Below are 17,766 nucleotides of genomic sequence, written 5' to 3' on the forward strand. Positions count from 1 at the left end.
TTAAAACTTAAGGCTAAATTCTACTAATCCAATTCACAATAAGGTGCAAGCTGACACAGGCAGCCATACCCGCTAAAACATCATCCAACATAATACCTAAACCGCCATGGACTGTTTTATCAAACCAACGGATTGGCCAAGGCTTAGTAATATCAAATAAACGAAATAAAATAAAACCTAATAATAAGTACTGCCAGGTTAAAGGCACCAAAAACATTGTTATAGCAAAGCCAATAATCTCGTCCCAAACAATAGCAGCATGATCGGGCTGGCCAATATCTTTAGTAGCAACGGCACAAACATAAACACCTAATAAAGTACCTAAGACTATAAAGCTTAACAAGTAGTAGTTACCTGCCCACATTAGTAAGGCAACTATAGGTACAGCTACTAAAGTGCCTACAGTACCAGGGGCGTATTTAGCTAAGCCAGAGCCAAAGCCTAAGGCTAAAAAGTGCTGCCATTTAGTTAAACGAAAGCTAGGTAGTGTCATGCGAAATGTTTAAATCCTTGCGGCTGATAATTAAATGCCTGCTCGCCATTTTTTAATTCTAACTTACCAACCACACCGGTAATGCGACCAATACAAGTTAGGGCTACCCCATAAGGTGACAGTAACACATCGAGTGAGCCACGTTTATTCTCTGGTACCGTAAAGAGTAATTCATAATCTTCACCACCCGATAAAGCGAGTGCAAAGGCGCTGGCATTATCACAGCTGTCTTTCAACGCTTGTGATAAAGGTAGCTTTTGTACGTCTATGCTAGCACCAACACTAGAGCGGCGTAAAATATGCTGAATATCACCATACAGACCATCAGATAAATCCATAGCGCTATTAGCTATATTACGCAAGGCTTGGCCTATAGCAACTCGAGCGGAAGGATACTGAAACCGTTGCAGAATATGGGTATGATGTTTTTTACTAACTTGGTGTAAGCCTTGTTGCAATTTTAAGCCTAGTGCTGCATCACCTAAGGTACCAGTTACATAAATGTAATCACCTACCTTAGCACCACTGCGAGTTAAGGCTTTGCCTCTGGGAACTAAGCCTTTAGCTGTCATAGTTAAACTAAGAGGGCCTCGAGTAGTATCACCACCAACCAGTTGGCAATTATAGTATTCGGCCGTCTCATTGACACCGGCACTAAACTGTTTTAACCAGGTTTGATTAACCTCTGGCATAGTTAAAGCTAAAGACAACCAAGCTGGCTCGGCGCCCATGGCAGCTAAGTCGCTAATATTGACGGTCACTAACTTATGACCTAAAGCGCGGGGATCATCATTAGCAAAAAAGTGGGTACCTGAGACCATAGTATCAGTCGTCACCACTAAATCATGGCCATCTCGAACTTGGATTACAGCGCCGTCATCACCTACTCCGGTGACAACGTCACTACGGTTAGCCCCTACAGCTGAGAAATATTCTGCGATGAGTTCAAATTCACCCATAAAAATTAAAAAGCCGACCCTAAGTCGGCTCTCCTTTTAGCTAGGCCGTAAATCACGTACCGCTTTATCTAAAATACCATTAACAAACTTATGGCTATCATCAGCAGCAAAGGCTTTAGCTAACTCAATGGCTTCATTAATAATCACTTTATAAGGTACGTCCAAACGATATTTGAGTTCATAGGCTGAAACGCGCAAAATGGCTTTTTCAACAAAATCTATTTCTTCAAAAGGTCGAGCTAAATAAGGCTTTAACATGTCGTCTAATACGCCATGATATTTAACCACTCCACGTACTAAATCTTGAAAATAACCAACATCAATATGCTTAACATTGTTTTCAAGCAACAACTGCTGTTCTATTTCAGTTATTGGGTTTTTACTAACATGCCAGCTATAAATCCCTTGCACTGCAAGAGAACGCGACTGACGGCGGGCGTTTGGTTTCATGTAAAATTCTCTTTTAATTACAGCTGAGCAAGTAAATTAACCATTTCAAGCGTAGACATGGCCGCTTCACAGCCTTTATTGCCCGCTTTAGTACCTGCTCGCTCTATTGCTTGCTCTATAGTATCAACCGTTAACACACCAAAAGCGACAGGGATATCATATTGCATCGACACTTGCGCTATGCCTTTAGTACACTCTCCAGATACATACTCAAAATGCGGAGTACCACCTCGGATAACAGCGCCTAAAGCTATAATACCGTCATACTTTTTACTGGCAGCGACGCGTTGCACAGCTAGCGGTAACTCAAAGGCACCAGGTACCCGTATCACCGTAATATCTTGCTCATCAACATTACCTATACGCTGCAGCGTATCAACTGCACCTTCTAATAAGCTTTCAACAATAAAACTGTTAAACCGTGCGACAACAATAGCAAATTTACTACCGTTAGCAGAAAGTCCCGCTTCAATTACCTGCATTGCAAGCCCTCAAAATCAATAGCTGCTGAAAATAGTCGTGGATAATAACACAACTCTGTTTAAATCTGCATAAGCTTTAGTCACAAACATAATCCACTACTTCTAAGCCAAAGCCAGATAAAGCATGATACTTTTTCGGCTGGCTTAATAAGCGCATTTGCTTAACGCCTAAACTGGCTAAAATTTGTGATCCAACTCCAACTGTACGTGAAGTTCCAGCTTGTGGTGTACTCGGTGGTATGGCCCCTTTATCTTCGGCTTCAAAGTTTTGCACAGTTTGAATTAAAGTTTCAGTAGACTCATGCTTACTTAGCAACACTAAAACTCCGCCTTCTTTAGCTATACGGGCCATAGCAGTATGCAGCGGGAAACTGCGATTAGCCGCCCGATTGGCCATTAATAAATCGCTAAAGGTATCATGTAAATGCACCCGGACTAAAGTGGGCTTGTCTGCCACTACTTCACCTTTAACTAAAGCAAAATGTACTTGATTATCAATAGTATCTTTAAAGGTAACTAGCTTAAAATCCCCTACTTCCGTAGATAACTGACAGCTTGCTACTTGCTCTATAGTTGTTTCATGCAAATTACGGTATTCAATTAAATCGGCAATAGTACCAATTTTAATTTGGTGTTTATTAGCAAATATTTCTAAATCAGGACGACGCGCCATGGTGCCATCTTCATTTAGAATTTCAACAATCATAGCGGCAGGTTCAAGACCAGCTAAACGCGCTAAGTCACAGCCTGCTTCAGTATGGCCAGCACGTACTAAAACTCCACCATCTTTAGCCATTAATGGGAAGATATGGCCTGGCTGGACAATATCACTTGGCCTAGCATCTCGGGCGACGGCTGCTTTAACAGTACGCGCTCTATCTGCTGCTGAAATACCTGTAGTTACGCCTTCTGCAGCTTCAATCGATAAGGTAAAGTTAGTTGAAAATGGTGATTTATTAGCATCAACCATTAAAGGTAAGGCAAGCTGCTGACAACGCTTTTGGGTTAAAGTTAAACAAATTAACCCCCGACCATGGGTTGCCATAAAGTTCACCGCTTCTGGCGTGACATATTCTGCCGCCATCACCAAATCACCTTCGTTCTCACGGTCTTCATCATCCATCAAGATAACCATTTTACCTTGACGAATATCTTCAATAATTTCAGCTGGGGTATTCAGTTGCATAATAAACCTTTTATAAAAAGCCGCGCTTAGATAATAATGCCTTAGTCACACCTGGCGCTTGCTCAGGGTGATTCACATCGGTTAATCGCTCTAAATAACGAGCAATGACATCCACTTCTATATGAACTTTAGTGCCTACTTTTAACTGTGACACTGTGGTTTGTGCTGCAGTATGTGGCACTATAGTTAAACGAAAGCTATCTGCCAGCACACTATTAACGGTTAGGCTAATGCCATCAACAGTTACCGAACCTTTATGAGCAATATAACGGGCTATTGCAGCTGGCATGGAAAGCCAAACTTGTAAGGCTCGGCCTTCTTGTTCTATTTTTATTACTTTACTCACACCATCAACATGGCCACTAACAATATGACCACCAAAACGACTGGTCGCTAACATGGCTTTTTCTAAATTAACCCTTTGACCTAGTTGATACTGACCAAATTGAGTGTAGGCTAAGGTTTCAGCTGAAACATCAGCAGTAAAACTGTGTTGCGATAACCCAGTAACAGTTAAACACACGCCGTTACTGGCGATACTATCGCCAAGCTTAACATCAGTAAAATCTAAGCTGTGACTGCTAATAGTGATGGCTAAATCATTACCATGTTGCTGTATTCGGCTAATGTCGCCTACTGCTTCTATAATTCCCGTAAACATAAGTCTCCTACAGCGCTGTCATAGCTAGCTTAATTAAATCGAGCTGTAAGTTTAATATCAGCACCAACTTTAGTTAGGCTGTGCCAAGTTAGTGTTGGCACTTGCTCTAGGCTGGTGAAGTTATCTAGCACAGCTAAAGGTTGTGCAAAATTACCTAGTAATTTTGGCGCAATATACACTATTAATTCATCCACTAAGCGCTGGCTAATTAAACTTCCTGCCAAGGTTGCACCTGCTTCTACCCATAAGGTATTAAGCTGTTGCTCTGTCGCTAATTGCTGTAACAAAGCCACTAGATCAAAGCGGCCATCCTTAGCTGTTTTACACAGCAATTGTGTAGCGTTATGGGGTTTTAGCTTGCTGTTTTCAAGCCTAGTCACACACTGCAACACTTCTGTCTGGTCATTAAACAAGGCTTCTTGGCCTGTTAGCAAATGTTGGCGATCTAAAATGATTTTTTTTGGCTGCCGTAACAGGCCATTATTTAAACGAGGAACGCTGCTGCTTAGCTCTTCTGCCCTTAGATTTAAACGCGCATTATCGGTTAACACTGTTGTTGCTGTAGATAAAATAGCACAGCTCTGGGCACGGTACAGTTGCACATCTGCCCTTGCTTCTGCGCCTGTTAACCATTTACTGACGCCGTTAGCTAATGCTGTTCTGCCATCTAAACTAGCCGCTAACTTTAATTGCACAAAAGGTCTTTTTTGCTCCATCCGCGATAAAAAGCCAGCATTTAACGCTCTGCTCTGCTCGGCCAGCAACCCCACTTCAACCTTAATGCCCGCTTCTTCAAGTAAGGCTATACCTTTACCTGCAACTTGCGGGTTAGGATCTTGCATCGCAACAACTACCCGGCTTACACCAGCATCAATAAGTGCTTGGGCACAAGGCGCAGTACGGCCAACATGACTACATGGTTCTAAAGTGACATAACAGGTTGCACCTTTGGCTGCTGCGGCCGCTTGTTGTAAAGCAAAAACTTCAGCATGAGGACCACCTGCTTGTTGATGATAACCCTCACCTATACAATTATTATTTTTAACAATCACAGCACCAACATTAGGATTAGGGCTGGTAGTAAAACGCCCTTGCCTAGCTAACTCTATAGCGCGCTGCATCCAATGCTTATCTTGCTCGCTAAGCATTAACTATTCTCTCCCAACCGAGCAATCTCTTCACCAAACTCACGAATATCTTTAAATGAGCGATAAACAGAAGCAAAACGGACATAAGCCACTTTATCTACTACTACTAACTCATCCATAATAAGCTTACCTAAAAATTGACTAGAGACCTCACGCTCTCCTGTCGCTCTTAATTGTGATTTTATTTTTTGAATTAACTGCTCAATTTGCTCGGTAGGCACTGGCCTTTTTTCTAATGATCGCAATAAACCACTACGTAACTTATCTTCATTAAATGGCTCACGAGAACCATCACGCTTTATTACCCTTGGCATAACTAACTCTGCTGTCTCAAAAGTTGTATAGCGTTCGTGGCAGGCTAAGCATTCTCTACGCCGGCGGACTTGATGGCCATCGGCAACTAGACGTGAATCAATAACTTTAGTGTCATCCGCATTACAAAAAGGGCAATACATAAATAAGCCTCATCCAGATAGAAAAATGGCCGCATGTGCGGCCATAATAGCAGTTTATTATCTATTAAGCATAAACTGGAAAGTCACTACATAACTTAGCAACATCAGCTTTAACACGTTCAATAACAGCGTTATCACCCATATTGTCTAAAATATCACAAATTAAACTAGCCACTTTACGTGATTCAGTCTCTTTAAAACCACGACGCGTAATAGCAGGCGTACCTAAACGCAAACCACTGGTTACAAATGGTGAGCGTGGGTCATTAGGGACTGAGTTCTTATTCACAGTAATATGTGCTAACCCTAAAGCCGCGTCGGCATCTTTACCGGTAATATCTTTATCAATTAAATCTAATAAAAACAAATGGTTTTGCGTACCACCTGAAACCACTTTATAACCACGCTTTTGAATTTCGTCACACATAGCAACAGCATTATTTAATACTTGCTGCTGATAGACTTTAAACTCTGGCTGTAAGGCTTCTTTAAAAGCAACAGCTTTAGCAGCAATAACATGCATTAACGGGCCACCTTGAGTGCCAGGAAATACTGCAGAGTTTAATTTCTTTTCAATGGCTTCATTGCTGCGCGCTAAAATTAAACCACCACGAGGGCCTGCTAAAGTTTTATGGGTAGTGGTGGTTACCACATCAGCGATAGGCACTGGGTTTGGGTAAAGACCCGCCGCCACTAGACCGGCAACGTGCGCCATATCTACAAATAAATAAGCCCCTACTTTATCGGCTATATCACGAAAACGTTGCCAATCAATAACACCAGAATAAGCAGAAAAACCAGCAATAATCATTTTTGGTTTGTGCTCTAATGCTAAGGCTTCTGCTTGATCATAATCAACCACACCGGTTTCTGGGTGCAAGCCGTACTGAATTGAATTATATAACTTACCTGATGAGCTAACTGAAGCGCCGTGGGTTAAGTGACCACCATGGGCTAAACTCATACCTAAAATAGTATCACCAGCGTTAAGTAAGGCTAAAAACACCGCAGCGTTAGCCTGAGAACCTGAGTGCGGCTGCACGTTAGCGTAATCTGCTGCAAATAACTCTTTAGCCCGAGATATAGCTAAATCTTCTGCAATATCAACAAATTCACAACCGCCGTAATAGCGCTTATGTGGGTAACCTTCAGCATACTTATTGGTTAACTGTGAACCTTGAGCCTGTAATACACGTGGACTAACATAGTTTTCTGACGCTATTAACTCAATGTGAGCCTCTTGACGGGCGGTTTCATCTTCAATAGATTGCCATAATTCCGGATCAAAATCGGCAATATTCATATCACGCTTTAACATGCTCTCTCCTGGCGCGCCTTACACGCTTAGTTTTATTCAAAATTCAATTAACACTATAGTTGTTCTAGTAAAATAATAGCTTTAATAAAATAGGCTCTATTCTACCTTGAAAAATTGTTTTTTGCACCAAGATTTAAGCCATCTAGACAGCTCAACTTAATTGTATTATTAAGCTTCATTACTTAAGCAACTAACAGTCATGTGTTGCTTTACAATCTAACTACTGCCGACTAAAATACTGGTTAAATAAACAGTGATGGTTATCCCGTGCGCAAAATTATACATATAGATATGGATTGCTTTTTTGCTGCTGTAGAAATGCGCGACAATCCAAGGCTGCGCCATATTCCCATTGCCATTGGCGGTTCTCGCCAAGCTCGCGGTGTTATTTCTACCTGTAACTATCCAGCTCGAGCTTTTGGCATTCATTCCGCCATGCCTACCCATCAAGCACTAAAATTATGCCCACATTTAACCTTAATTAAAGGCAATATGGATAAGTATCGCTTAGCTAGCCAACAGATAAGACAGATATTTTATCGTTATACCGACAAAATTGAGCCGTTATCATTAGATGAAGCCTATTTAGATGTTACAGACTGCAAGCTGTTCTGTGGCAGCGCCACCCTGATTGCTAATAACATTCGCCAAGCTATTAAACAAGAAACTGGCCTAACTGCTTCTGCTGGCGTAGCGCCTAATAAGTTTTTAGCCAAAATTGCCAGTGATGAAAATAAGCCTGATGGCATCTTTGTTATTACACCTTGCCAAGTGGCAAAGTTTGTCGCTAGTTTACCACTAAAAAAGCTACCTGGTGTTGGCGCTAAAACGGCTGAACGCCTGGCTAAACTTGGCTTACATCTATGCGCTGATATTCAAACAGTACCCTTAGCTACCTTAATTAAGCACTTTGGTAGCATGGCTGATAGCTTGCTAAAACGTAGTCAAGGCATTGATGAGCGAGAAGTATTCCATAACATACAGCGTAAATCGCTAGGAATTGAAACCACAGTAGAGCAAGACCTAACCGATTTTTCTGCCTGTGTAACAGCCCTTGCTACTTTAGTGCCTAAATTAGAGCAGCGTTTAGCAAAATATCAAACTAGTACTGCAGGCCAATATTCACCTATCAATAAAATTGGTATTAAATTAAAGTTTAATGACTTTCGGCAAACTACGGTAGAAAAGCAAGGTATAGCCCTAACTTTAAACAATTTATTACCACTGCTTGAAGAGGCATGGCAACGTAGACAGCAGCACAGTGTTCGTCTTGTGGGTATTCAGATAGGTTTCAATACTGGTGCATTACACCAACTTAATTTACCGTTTTAACAGTTAGTTTTTATAGCTAACCGTCGTTATTTAAACAAAGTAACAACGGTCGCTCAATAAATAGCTTAGCTTTATTGTTAGTAGATTATTTGGTTATTTTTTTAATAGATAACGAACTAAATCTAAATAGTCTTCCATAGATTTAATATCTTCTGACATTAAAATTAAATATTTACCATTAATTGCCACTGCTGGCACACCGGTAATGTCATTCTCAGCCATCTCAGTAATATTTTCCTGAATGCTCGACTTAATAGTTTCACTATTTTTAATATGCTCAAAAAATTCGTCTACATTGATTTGCTTGGATTTTAAGAAGTCATTAAAAAGCTCACTTGTTAATAAATTATTGTTTTTATTATACAACTCAAATAATGCAGATAGATGCTGCAATTCGCCCATTTCTTTAAATGCATAATAAATCGTGGCATCTTGAGCCCAGCGCTGATTAAAAGCAGCTGGCTTTTTTAACACTGTAAGTTGCGGAATTGCGCTCTTTAATTCGTCTAAGGTTTCTTCAAAATTATAACAATGTGGACAACCAAGCCAAAAATACTCAACTAACATTGGCGACGTAACATTATCAGTATTAATGTTATTTAGGATCTTATAATGAACATTTTCTTTATAAGTAATATTAGGTACTGCAGCCACTAAACTAGTTTTGCTGCTAGCCTTATCGTCATTCTTAACAGCGGTTTGCACTGTAGCAGCTTGATTAGCGCTAACTAATACTTCGCTGCTTTTATCTTTAGAACAAGCTGACACAAAAAGAGCCGAGGCTATAATTAATAGCGCGATTTTAATTTTCATCATAAATCCTTTAAAACATATAAACTAAGTTGAACAATAAGCCGCGGCACAATAATTAAAATTAAAAATACAGCCTGCACTCGATTGAAGCAACATTTAGCATTGCTATCATACTAGAGCCAAGCGTATTAGCTTGGCTGGCTTAGCTATAAGCGATATTTAACGGCTTTATTAACAATTAGCAAGAATAACTTTCTTTAGGCTATAAAAAAACCGACTAGTGTCGGCTTTTTATCAAACTTAATCGGCTTAACCGATAACAGTTACGTTTTCAGCTTGTGGACCTTTTTGACCCTCGGTTACTTCAAAAGTAACTTGCTGCCCTTCAAGAAGTGTTTTACGGCCAGTGCCATTAATAGCTCGAAAATGAACAAACACATCTTTGCCACCTTCACGCTCAAGAAAACCATAGCCTTTTTCTTCATTAAACCACTTAACTGAACCTGTAATTAAATCTGACATAATACTCTCTTACTTTAACTAATTTGCCCATCTACTGGCGACTAAAATAATACCGGCCTTTTAGCATAACTACTTGAAACCGAACATTCTTGATAACAAAGTTTCGTTGTCATCCAATTGAGTGTAGCAGTTATATTGTTTAATAAAGGAGCATAGTCATTTTTATTTTTTTTTTCGTTTTGGCGGTGATAAACCATCAGTACTTGGTTGAAAAAAGACTGGCGCCGCTTTTTGCGGTTTTTTCTCAGCATTTTGTTTTGCTAGAGGTTTGGCTGGTTTAGGCCATTTTTTAACCGCTGGCTTTATGGCAACTTTTGGCTTTTCTTTACCATCAAATTTAGCCTCTAAACCTGGTACTTGGCTAAATTCGGTTTCTAGACGTAAAAAAGCTTCTATTTGCTGTAAACTAACCACATCTTTGGGACCAACCAAAGAAATTGCTTGGCCTTTTGCGCCAGCACGGCCTGTCCTACCGATACGATGGACATATTCTTCAGCATACTTTGGTAAATCAAAGTTCACTACATGCGACACACTTAATAAGTCTAAACCACGCGCGGCTAAATCAGTTGTCACTAAAACTTTATATTTACCTGTAACAAAAGCCTGCATCACTGCATTACGGGCACTTTGGCTTAGCTTGCCACTTAAGCCTACTGCTGTAATACCAAGTTGCTGACAAAACTCGGCTAAACGTTCAGTATCACTGCGTGTAGCCGTGAAAATAATCATTTGATCAATAGATTCTGTGGTTAAAAAGTGTTTTAATAACGCTTCTTTATGTGGTAAATGATCAGCAAAATAGTAGCGTTGTTTAATATCTTGATGCTGTTCATAACCGGCACCAATAGCCACTCGAAACGGATTTTTTAATAAGCCTAATGCTAGCTGATTAACCTGAGCATGATCTAAAGTGGCAGAAAACATCAAGGTTTGCCGTAATCTATGATCAGCCGCTTTATTAATATGGGTTAACTGATCTAAAAAGCCTAAATCCAACATCCGATCGGCTTCATCTAAAATCAGCATTTCTAAACCATTAATAAACACCGATTTATGCTCTAAATGATCAACAAAGCGGCCAGGTGTCGCCACTATTACATCTGGTTGCCGTTTTAATATTTTCTCTTGATCATTAAAGTTTTCGCCACCAACAATTAATACCGAAGAAATAGGTGTATTGGCAACAAACAAACGTAATTGAGCATAAACCTGCTTAGCAAGTTCACGAGTTGGCGCTAAAATTAACGCTCTAGCGTCACGTTTGGTTAAAGCCCGACTTTTTAATAACCGCTGCATCATAGGCAATAAATAAGCTAAAGTTTTACCTGAGCCGGTTTTTGATGACACTATTAAATCACGGCCTACCATAACTGCTGGTATAGCTTCTTGTTGAATTTCGGTTGGCTTAACAAACCCTAAGTGCTGTACTGAGCGCAACAGTCTTGGGTCGAGCGATAAATCTTTAAATGGCAATGTGGACCTCGTATCCTTAAATTTACTGCTATATGATAACCGATACTACTATAAATCGGTTAGTTTGATTTATGCTTAGCACCAGTTTACGTTACTATAGCAACTAAATTCAGCATAACTTGCAACCTTACCGCTTATTTAAATAGGAATTATCATGAGTAATGCATTAAAAGATCAGCTACTTAAAGCCGGTTTAGCCGATGCGAAAAAATTAAAAGCTATTAAAAAAGATAAACATAAACAAAAAGTGCAAGCGGGTAAAAAAACAGTGGTAAACGAAGCAAGTTTACTCGCTGAACAAAAGCGCCAGCAACAAGTTGAGCGAGACCGCCAACTTAACCAAGAAAAACAAGCTTTACTACAGCAAAAAGCCATAGCGGCGCAAGTTAAGCAATTAATAGAAACCCATTCCATTAGCGCTAAAGGTGAAGTGGCTTATAACTTTACCGACGGCACCTTAGTTAAGCGATTATATGTTAATGCTAAGCTACATGATGAATTAAGCCGTGGCTTAGTGGCTATTGCAAAACAAGATGACAACTATGCACTAGTACCCGCTGCCGTTGCCGAAAAAATTAGCCAGCGCCAGCCAGAAAGTATTGTGCTATTAAATGTTAAGCAGCAACAACCAGAAGAAGACGATCCTTACGCAGAATTCCAAGTTCCTGACGATTTAATGTGGTAACTAATTAAGCTGTAACAGCGTACTTTATCTTATAACCCTGCCTACTGTCAGAACGGCACTGCAATCAGTAGGCTCTGATTAGGCATGGGTTAACAGAGTCTTGTAAATACAGATATATGACACTCGCTGCGGCAAATACAAAAACTAACGCAATTTAATTATTAGTACTGCCCTGCCTTGCGCTTACCCCTTTTACTTGATTGGCATATTGCGGTGTAAGTTGCCATTTAGGCCGAATAGGCGTTAACGGCAGTTCGCGCTTTCTTGCGACCAGTAAATAACTAGCACCAAACCAGGCTAAATACTTTTCAACCCAAGCTTGTAGCTTAGCATCAGCCATACTCTGCTCTGCCTTATCTTTCAATTGCTTGCTGCCTAACATAGTGGAGCAAAAAAAGCGTTGTTCGCTTAGCACTTCAAACCCGACTAAATGCAACCAGTCTTTTACTCGCGATATACTAAAAAAACGACCGCTCCATGGAAATTTTGAGTGTAACCATGGCATAGCACTTAACGCACCCACTAAACTAATAGGATTAACACCAGTTATTATTAAATAACCATCTGGCATAAGTACGCGATGCGCTTCACGCACCACATGATGCGGATCGCTGACAAACTCTAAGCTGTGCGCTAACAGTACAGCATCAACGCTCAACGACCTTATAGGTAAAGCATCTGCTTGGCCTTTAATTAAAGCATTATTAGTATTGTAACCAATATTAATATGGTGCTGGGCTTTACAGCTTCGGCTGTCTAAGGCGCTGCTTAAGTCACCTACTTTTAATAAATAATAGCCAAAAATTTGCTGCCACCATGGCTGTAATAATTGATTAATATGTTCAGCCAATAACTCACCTTGGCCAAACTGATGCCAATCTGTAGGTAAACCGCTATCTTTTTCATTTAATGCTGGTTTCATGTTAAATTAACACCTTATTTAATTAGCTTGGTGTTCCTTATGTTTTCTATTACCCCTATTGCAGCATTTCAGGATAACTATATTTGGGCATTATGCCAGCCAAATAATGACTTTTGCATTGTTGTCGATCCTGGTGATGCAAAACCCGTCCAAGCATTTTTACAGCAACAGAATAAACAGCTAACGGCCATTTTAATTACTCACCATCATCATGACCATATCGGTGGCATTGCCGCTTTACGCCAAGATTGGCCAGATGTTCGTGTCATTGGACCGGCAGCAGAGCAGCAGAAAATAGCCGGCTTAACTGAACTTATGCATGACCAAGATACCCTTGCTATCAACCAGATGCAGCTTAGTTTTACTGTGCTTAGCATACCTGGCCATACTTTAGGTCATATAGCGTTTTATTCAGCGCCGGTACTGTTTTGCGGTGATACTTTATTTAGCGCTGGCTGTGGTAGATTATTTGAAGGTACACCTAAACAAATGCTTAATTCATTAACTATCTTGGCTGATTTGCCTGAAGATACTCAAGTATATTGTACCCATGAGTATACATTATCTAATTTAGCGTTTGCCGCTTATGCCGAACCTGATAATATCGCTATTATGGATTATCAGCTTAAATGTGAACAGCTAAGGCAGCAACAAAAGCCAACCCTGCCGTCAACTCTAGCCATAGAAAAGCAAGTTAATCCCTTTCTACGCTGTGAAAACAAAGCATTACAACGTAAATGGCAGGCAGATTCTGCTCTAGATTTATTTACTAAGCTCAGAGTAGCTAAAGATACATTTTAATGCTGGGTTGCCTAAGTGGCTAGTCGGTACTCTTTATATTTTAAACTCGGAATGAAGTCATGTTTAAAAAAACTTCTGCATTAGCAGCTATAGCTATCCTCACAGGATGTGTTAGCCAAAATAATACTGATAATTCTCCTCCAGCTGTTAATACAGTGAATTCTATTACCAAACAAAAACCAGCTGACGCTCACCTGCGCCAGGCAGCAAGTGCCGAATACATTGCTAATCAACTGTGGCTAAGTGGTATGCCGCCTGATCCTGTCCAGCCTGATGCTGCTGAGCTAGAAGATTTATGGCAACGAATACAATTTCAATTAAGTTTTAAGGTACCACAAACTAGACCAATAGTTGAACAACGCAACCTATACACTGCTAGCCAATCTTTTCTTGATCGTATTTCTAGCCGTGCCCAGCCGTTTTTATATTATATAGTGCAAGAGCTTGAAAAACGAAATATGCCTTTAGAATTAGCCTTACTGCCTATAGTAGAAAGTGCTTTTGATCCTTTTGCATATTCACATGCTGCAGCTGCAGGTATGTGGCAATTTATGCCGGCTACCGGCAAACGTTTTGGTTTAAAACAAAACTTTTGGTATGATGGCCGACGTGATGTTATTGCATCTACCCATGCCGCTTTAGATTACTTAACCTATTTACATGACACTTTAGAAGGTGATTGGTTAAATGCCATAGCTGCTTATAATTCAGGTGAAGGCCGTATTTTACGTGCCATTAAACGTAACAAAAGTCGTCGTTTACCTACTGATTTTTGGTCACTCGACTTACCGGCAGAAACTACCGCTTATGTACCTAAACTGCTAGCTTTAGTCGACATTTTACAGCGACCAGACGAATTTGAGCTAGTGTGGAAGTTTATCCCTAATGAGCCACAAATAAGTGTAGTGGAAGTAGATAGTCAAATTGATTTAACCATAGCGGCACAAATGGCTGATATTAGTGTAGCTGAATTACAAGCATTAAACCCTGGCTTTAAGCAATGGGCAACAGATCCTGATGGCCCACATGCACTAGTTTTACCTATTGGCACTGAACAACAGTTTCAAAGCCAACTAGCTGCAACACCAGAGCATGACTGGTTACGTTGGCAGCGCTACACTGTAGTTAAAGGTGATACCTTAGGTAAAATTGCGCTACAACATAATACGGCTATATCAGCCATCCAGCGTATTAATAAATTAAATAACAACACTATCCGTTTAGGCCAACACTTGCTGATCCCAACTACGGCCGCAATTAATGACAATACAGCTATAGTTAATACTAGCTATGCAAATAATCAGCCTGAATTACAGCAAAAGTCAGAATATATCATTAAGCAAGGTGATACCTTATGGGATTTAAGTCGTGAGTTTAAAGTTAGCATTGATGATATTGCTAAGTGGAATGGCATTAATAAAAATAGCCCTCTGCAGCTAGGCCAAACAGTAGTTATTTTACAAACGGCCCAAGCTAAAACGACAAGTAAAACTCGTACTGTCACTTATAAAGTGCGTAAAGGTGATTCCTTAGCGCGTATTGCACAACGTTTTAGTATTAGTGTTGCCGATATAGTAAAGTGGAATCAAATAAATCAAAGTAGTTACATTCAACCTGGGCAAACTTTAAAGCTGCAAGTTGAAGTAACTCGTGTTTAAGCTGCCATAATAAATAGGAGATAAATAATGAAGGTACTTCGCTATTGCTTACTACTACTCTTATTTAGCTCACACCATGTTATGGCTCAATTTGATCTAGATGGCACCGGCTCTGTCATGCTAGCTAATGGCCGAACCGAAAGCTTTGACTTTGGTTTTAGCTATTATCGGCAGGACGGTTTTTATCGATTTATTGTTGGTAGACAAAGTATCAATGTCCCCTCTGTACCCAAAAAATATTCTCTGGTTATAATCTTACAAGATGAGGAATTTGTTTGGGTACCTGATTTTATTAATCAGCCTGTTACTGGTTTTGATTACAATTTAGAACAGCATAAAATTCAATTGTATAAAGATGAAAAAAGTCAGGCTCGCGGTAAATATATTCTGCAAGTTAATAATGAGCAGTTTCAATTTAGCCGCGGTCCTGGCCAAATAAACTTTTATTTTACTGAGCAGGGAATTAAAGAAATTCGAGTAGAAGGTATGTTTAAACCTCGCCGCTAGCACCTTAATTAACCTGTTTAGCTTCAGGCTCTTTTTGTAGTTGCAAAGCAGGTGTTATGCCCGACACTATGCATAATAAAGGCCCAGCTAAAGTTAATAACCAACTTAGCTGCATACCTATATCATGCCACCAAGCAAATACAAAAGCGCTTATCTGAAATAAAACACCAAACAGCCCTATATAAACTAAGGCTTTATTAATCAATCTCTTAGGCATGCAAAACATCATTATTTATGCCCTTACTCGTTCATTAACCACTTTTGTACCGCAGATACCAGCTCATCTGGGTGGAACTTAGCAATAAAGTCATCCGCTCCAACCTTTTTCACCATAGCTTGATTAAAAATACCACTTAACGATGAATGCAACACAACATGAATGAGTTTTAAATCTGGATCAGCTTTAATTTCTGCAGTTAAGGTATAGCCATCCATTTCTGGCATTTCAATATCAGAAATAACTATAGGCACAACATCAGCAATGTTACAGTCCAGCTGTTCAGCTTTATTCTGTAACCAAGTGAGCGCAGATTTACCATCATTAACTAGCTCTACAGTGATCCCAGCACTAGTTAACGCCCGCTTAACTTGATTACGAGCAACAGCAGAGTCATCTACTACCAACACCGTAATATTAGCAAAATCGCGATCCGCACTATGGCTTTTCACTTTATCACTCACTACTTCATCTGCAGGGCTTATCTCAGCAAATACCTTTTCAACATCAATAATTTGCACTAAGTTTTTATCAATTTCAGTCACAGCAGTTAAGTAATGTGAAGTGCCGGCTCCTTGAGGCGGGGGCAAAATTTGATCCCATTTCATATTAACGATGCGCTCAACACCATTTACTAAAAAGCCCTGTGTATGCCTATTATATTCAGTCACTAAAATAAAGGCTGTCGATAAATCTTCAATTCGTTTACCACCAACAGCTTGGTTTAAATCAATAACCATTACTGGAACACCGCGTAAATGGGCGATGCCACGGACATGTTTGCTAGCACCTGGCATTTCCGTTAATTCTGGGCACTGTAATACTTCTCGTACTTTAAACACGTTAATACCAAATAACTGTTTACCGTGTAAACGAAATAATAATAACTCTAAGCGATTATTGCCCACTAGGTTAGTACGTTGATTAACCGAGCTCATCATGTTGCTCATAGCTAAATACCTTTAAATCAACTTAATTATACAAACAGATTACCAGAGCAAAGCCTAAAAGGAGATAAATAATCTAGTTTAATTTTTAATACACATAGTTAGATAGTTATAACTATAGTCTATTTATTGGGCGTCAGGCTGTGCTTCAGGTGCAGCTAACTTGAAAGCTTCTAGTTGCTGACAATGTTCAACAATAGCGTTAATACGTGGGTATGGCACCATGTCCAAACCAAATCGTTTAGCATTATAGACTTGAGGCACTAAACAGATATCAGCCATAGTTACCTCATCACCAACACAAAACTGACCAGCACAAGTTGCTAAACGTTGCTCAAAACCACTAAAACCTACTTCTAACCAATGAATGATCCAAGCGTGCTTTTGTTCATCAGACAATGCCAGAGGCCCAGTTAGGTATTGTAATACCCTTAGGTTATTTAATGGGTGAATATCACAAGCTATATCTAGCGCTAAAGCACGAGCCTGAGCTTTAGCAGCAGCATCTGTAGGTAATACTCTTGGCTCTGGGTACTTTTGCTCTAAATACTCAATAATGGCTAAGGACTGATTTAAGCTAAGGTCATTATCCAACAAAGTAGGCACTAATTCAGCTGGGTTTAGGGCTTTATAGTCCACACTATGTTGTTCACCACCATTTTTAACAAGATGAACTGGTATATTGTCATAGCTAAGCTGTTTTAAATTTAAAGCTATACGTACTCGATATGCTGCAGATGAACGCCAATAACCGTAGAGTTTCATGTTAATGCCTCTTTATTGAAAATTTATTA

Annotated in this window: 21 protein-coding genes; 5 read left to right on the plus strand and 16 right to left on the minus strand. The window is 39.8% G+C overall.

The genetic code is table 11. The features are described from left to right. Positions 1-13: 13 nt before the first annotated feature. The 9 genes from RDV63_RS10760 to glyA form a co-directional block, all read right to left on the minus strand. Positions 14-493, minus strand: coding sequence for a phosphatidylglycerophosphatase A (locus RDV63_RS10760; protein WP_313909503.1), 480 nt, complete (start codon positions 491-493; stop codon positions 14-16). Next, complete coding sequence (gene thiL, locus RDV63_RS10765; RefSeq protein ID WP_313909504.1) at positions 490-1,452, minus strand: thiamine-phosphate kinase; 963 nt, start codon at positions 1,450-1,452, stop codon at positions 490-492. The genes RDV63_RS10760 and thiL overlap by 4 nt, the downstream gene beginning before the upstream one ends. Positions 1,453-1,488: 36 nt before the next feature. Continuing rightward, on the minus strand, positions 1,489-1,902 hold the full coding sequence (nusB, locus tag RDV63_RS10770; protein ID WP_313909505.1) for a transcription antitermination factor NusB: 414 nt from the start codon (positions 1,900-1,902) through the stop codon (positions 1,489-1,491). 17 nt (positions 1,903-1,919) lie between these two features. Beyond that, the gene (ribE, locus tag RDV63_RS10775) at positions 1,920-2,384 is read right to left on the minus strand and encodes a 6,7-dimethyl-8-ribityllumazine synthase (RefSeq protein WP_313909506.1); all 465 of its coding nucleotides are present in this window, start codon (positions 2,382-2,384) and stop codon (positions 1,920-1,922) included. A gap of 76 nt (positions 2,385-2,460) precedes the next feature. Next, complete coding sequence (gene ribBA / locus RDV63_RS10780; RefSeq protein WP_313909507.1) at positions 2,461-3,570, minus strand: bifunctional 3,4-dihydroxy-2-butanone-4-phosphate synthase/GTP cyclohydrolase II; 1,110 nt, start codon at positions 3,568-3,570, stop codon at positions 2,461-2,463. 10 nt (positions 3,571-3,580) lie between these two features. Next, on the minus strand, positions 3,581-4,231 hold the full coding sequence (locus RDV63_RS10785) for a riboflavin synthase (protein WP_313909508.1): 651 nt from the start codon (positions 4,229-4,231) through the stop codon (positions 3,581-3,583). A 29-nt stretch (positions 4,232-4,260) separates the two neighbouring features. Beyond that, positions 4,261-5,379, minus strand: coding sequence for a bifunctional diaminohydroxyphosphoribosylaminopyrimidine deaminase/5-amino-6-(5-phosphoribosylamino)uracil reductase RibD (ribD, locus tag RDV63_RS10790; RefSeq protein WP_313909509.1), 1,119 nt, complete (start codon positions 5,377-5,379; stop codon positions 4,261-4,263). Next, complete coding sequence (nrdR, locus tag RDV63_RS10795; protein WP_313909510.1) at positions 5,379-5,834, minus strand: transcriptional regulator NrdR; 456 nt, start codon at positions 5,832-5,834, stop codon at positions 5,379-5,381. The genes ribD and nrdR overlap by 1 nt, the downstream gene beginning before the upstream one ends. Before the next feature lie 64 nt (positions 5,835-5,898). Beyond that, on the minus strand, positions 5,899-7,152 hold the full coding sequence (glyA, locus tag RDV63_RS10800; RefSeq protein WP_313909511.1) for a serine hydroxymethyltransferase: 1,254 nt from the start codon (positions 7,150-7,152) through the stop codon (positions 5,899-5,901). A gap of 267 nt (positions 7,153-7,419) precedes the next feature. On the opposite strand from glyA, the gene dinB reads away from it, so the two are divergent. After that, positions 7,420-8,484 carry a DNA polymerase IV gene (gene dinB, locus RDV63_RS10805; protein ID WP_313909512.1) on the plus strand — a complete coding sequence of 355 codons (1,065 nt, stop codon included), beginning with the start codon at positions 7,420-7,422 and terminating at the stop codon, positions 8,482-8,484. 93 nt (positions 8,485-8,577) lie between these two features. Here the strand turns inward: dinB and RDV63_RS10810 are convergent, their stop codons facing one another. From RDV63_RS10810 to RDV63_RS10820, 3 genes are all read right to left on the minus strand, one after another. Continuing rightward, positions 8,578-9,297, minus strand: coding sequence for a DsbA family protein (locus RDV63_RS10810; protein ID WP_313909513.1), 720 nt, complete (start codon positions 9,295-9,297; stop codon positions 8,578-8,580). Between the two features lie 249 nt (positions 9,298-9,546). Further along, a complete protein-coding gene (locus tag RDV63_RS10815; RefSeq protein ID WP_313909514.1) occupies positions 9,547-9,759 on the minus strand; it encodes a cold-shock protein in 213 nt (70 codons plus the stop codon). A 162-nt stretch (positions 9,760-9,921) separates the two neighbouring features. Further along, the gene (locus tag RDV63_RS10820) at positions 9,922-11,235 is read right to left on the minus strand and encodes a DEAD/DEAH box helicase (RefSeq protein WP_313909515.1); all 1,314 of its coding nucleotides are present in this window, start codon (positions 11,233-11,235) and stop codon (positions 9,922-9,924) included. Positions 11,236-11,389: 154 nt separating this feature from the next. Here RDV63_RS10820 and RDV63_RS10825 point away from each other — a divergent pair, with 154 nt between their 5' ends. Further along, positions 11,390-11,920 carry a DUF2058 domain-containing protein gene (locus RDV63_RS10825; RefSeq protein WP_313909517.1) on the plus strand — a complete coding sequence of 177 codons (531 nt, stop codon included), beginning with the start codon at positions 11,390-11,392 and terminating at the stop codon, positions 11,918-11,920. 154 nt (positions 11,921-12,074) lie between these two features. On the opposite strand, the gene RDV63_RS10830 is transcribed toward RDV63_RS10825, so the two are convergent. Beyond that, positions 12,075-12,842, minus strand: coding sequence for a class I SAM-dependent methyltransferase (locus RDV63_RS10830; RefSeq protein WP_313909518.1), 768 nt, complete (start codon positions 12,840-12,842; stop codon positions 12,075-12,077). Positions 12,843-12,881: 39 nt separating this feature from the next. On the opposite strand from RDV63_RS10830, the gene gloB reads away from it, so the two are divergent. Genes gloB through RDV63_RS10845 form a run of 3 tightly spaced genes read left to right on the plus strand, consistent with a single transcriptional unit; the run spans position 12,882 to position 15,808 of the window. Further along, entirely contained in the window at positions 12,882-13,643 is a 762-nt protein-coding gene (gene gloB, locus RDV63_RS10835) for a hydroxyacylglutathione hydrolase (RefSeq protein WP_313909519.1), read from the plus strand. A 59-nt stretch (positions 13,644-13,702) separates the two neighbouring features. After that, on the plus strand, positions 13,703-15,301 hold the full coding sequence (locus RDV63_RS10840) for a LysM peptidoglycan-binding domain-containing protein (protein WP_313909520.1): 1,599 nt from the start codon (positions 13,703-13,705) through the stop codon (positions 15,299-15,301). A 27-nt stretch (positions 15,302-15,328) separates the two neighbouring features. Further along, a complete protein-coding gene (locus RDV63_RS10845) occupies positions 15,329-15,808 on the plus strand; it encodes a hypothetical protein (protein ID WP_313909521.1) in 480 nt (159 codons plus the stop codon). Between the two features lie 4 nt (positions 15,809-15,812). Here the strand turns inward: RDV63_RS10845 and RDV63_RS10850 are convergent, their stop codons facing one another. The 3 genes from RDV63_RS10850 to maiA form a co-directional block, all read right to left on the minus strand. Then, positions 15,813-16,025, minus strand: coding sequence for a hypothetical protein (locus RDV63_RS10850; protein WP_313909522.1), 213 nt, complete (start codon positions 16,023-16,025; stop codon positions 15,813-15,815). A gap of 23 nt (positions 16,026-16,048) precedes the next feature. After that, positions 16,049-16,975, minus strand: a complete 927-nt coding sequence (locus RDV63_RS10855; protein WP_313909523.1) for a chemotaxis protein CheV — start codon at positions 16,973-16,975, stop codon at positions 16,049-16,051. Between the two features lie 123 nt (positions 16,976-17,098). Further along, on the minus strand, positions 17,099-17,737 hold the full coding sequence (gene maiA / locus RDV63_RS10860) for a maleylacetoacetate isomerase (RefSeq protein ID WP_313909525.1): 639 nt from the start codon (positions 17,735-17,737) through the stop codon (positions 17,099-17,101). Between the last annotated feature and the right edge of the window lie 29 nt (positions 17,738-17,766).

The organism is Rheinheimera sp. MMS21-TC3, from assembly GCF_032229285.1.
In the GTDB taxonomy this organism is placed as follows: domain Bacteria; phylum Pseudomonadota; class Gammaproteobacteria; order Enterobacterales; family Alteromonadaceae; genus Alishewanella.

What these genes read in the sequence shown, in the direction of transcription:
- RDV63_RS10830 (WP_313909518.1), bottom strand. Translation starts at nt 12,842, where the DNA reads ATGAAACCAGCATTAAATGAAAAAGATAGCGGTTTACCTACAGATTGG.
- nusB (WP_313909505.1), bottom strand. Translation starts at nt 1,902, where the DNA reads ATGAAACCAAACGCCCGCCGTCAGTCGCGTTCTCTTGCAGTGCAAGGG.
- RDV63_RS10840 (WP_313909520.1), top strand. Translation starts at nt 13,703, where the DNA reads ATGTTTAAAAAAACTTCTGCATTAGCAGCTATAGCTATCCTCACAGGA.
- RDV63_RS10825 (WP_313909517.1), top strand. Translation starts at nt 11,390, where the DNA reads ATGAGTAATGCATTAAAAGATCAGCTACTTAAAGCCGGTTTAGCCGAT.
- RDV63_RS10855 (WP_313909523.1), bottom strand. Translation starts at nt 16,975, where the DNA reads ATGAGCAACATGATGAGCTCGGTTAATCAACGTACTAACCTAGTGGGC.
- nrdR (WP_313909510.1), bottom strand. Translation starts at nt 5,834, where the DNA reads ATGTATTGCCCTTTTTGTAATGCGGATGACACTAAAGTTATTGATTCA.
- RDV63_RS10810 (WP_313909513.1), bottom strand. Translation starts at nt 9,297, where the DNA reads ATGAAAATTAAAATCGCGCTATTAATTATAGCCTCGGCTCTTTTTGTG.
- RDV63_RS10785 (WP_313909508.1), bottom strand. Translation starts at nt 4,231, where the DNA reads ATGTTTACGGGAATTATAGAAGCAGTAGGCGACATTAGCCGAATACAG.
- RDV63_RS10760 (WP_313909503.1), bottom strand. Translation starts at nt 493, where the DNA reads ATGACACTACCTAGCTTTCGTTTAACTAAATGGCAGCACTTTTTAGCC.
- ribBA (WP_313909507.1), bottom strand. Translation starts at nt 3,570, where the DNA reads ATGCAACTGAATACCCCAGCTGAAATTATTGAAGATATTCGTCAAGGT.
- gloB (WP_313909519.1), top strand. Translation starts at nt 12,882, where the DNA reads ATGTTTTCTATTACCCCTATTGCAGCATTTCAGGATAACTATATTTGG.
- ribD (WP_313909509.1), bottom strand. Translation starts at nt 5,379, where the DNA reads ATGCTTAGCGAGCAAGATAAGCATTGGATGCAGCGCGCTATAGAGTTA.
- RDV63_RS10845 (WP_313909521.1), top strand. Translation starts at nt 15,329, where the DNA reads ATGAAGGTACTTCGCTATTGCTTACTACTACTCTTATTTAGCTCACAC.
- glyA (WP_313909511.1), bottom strand. Translation starts at nt 7,152, where the DNA reads ATGTTAAAGCGTGATATGAATATTGCCGATTTTGATCCGGAATTATGG.
- ribE (WP_313909506.1), bottom strand. Translation starts at nt 2,384, where the DNA reads ATGCAGGTAATTGAAGCGGGACTTTCTGCTAACGGTAGTAAATTTGCT.
- maiA (WP_313909525.1), bottom strand. Translation starts at nt 17,737, where the DNA reads ATGAAACTCTACGGTTATTGGCGTTCATCTGCAGCATATCGAGTACGT.
- RDV63_RS10850 (WP_313909522.1), bottom strand. Translation starts at nt 16,025, where the DNA reads ATGCCTAAGAGATTGATTAATAAAGCCTTAGTTTATATAGGGCTGTTT.
- RDV63_RS10815 (WP_313909514.1), bottom strand. Translation starts at nt 9,759, where the DNA reads ATGTCAGATTTAATTACAGGTTCAGTTAAGTGGTTTAATGAAGAAAAA.
- thiL (WP_313909504.1), bottom strand. Translation starts at nt 1,452, where the DNA reads ATGGGTGAATTTGAACTCATCGCAGAATATTTCTCAGCTGTAGGGGCT.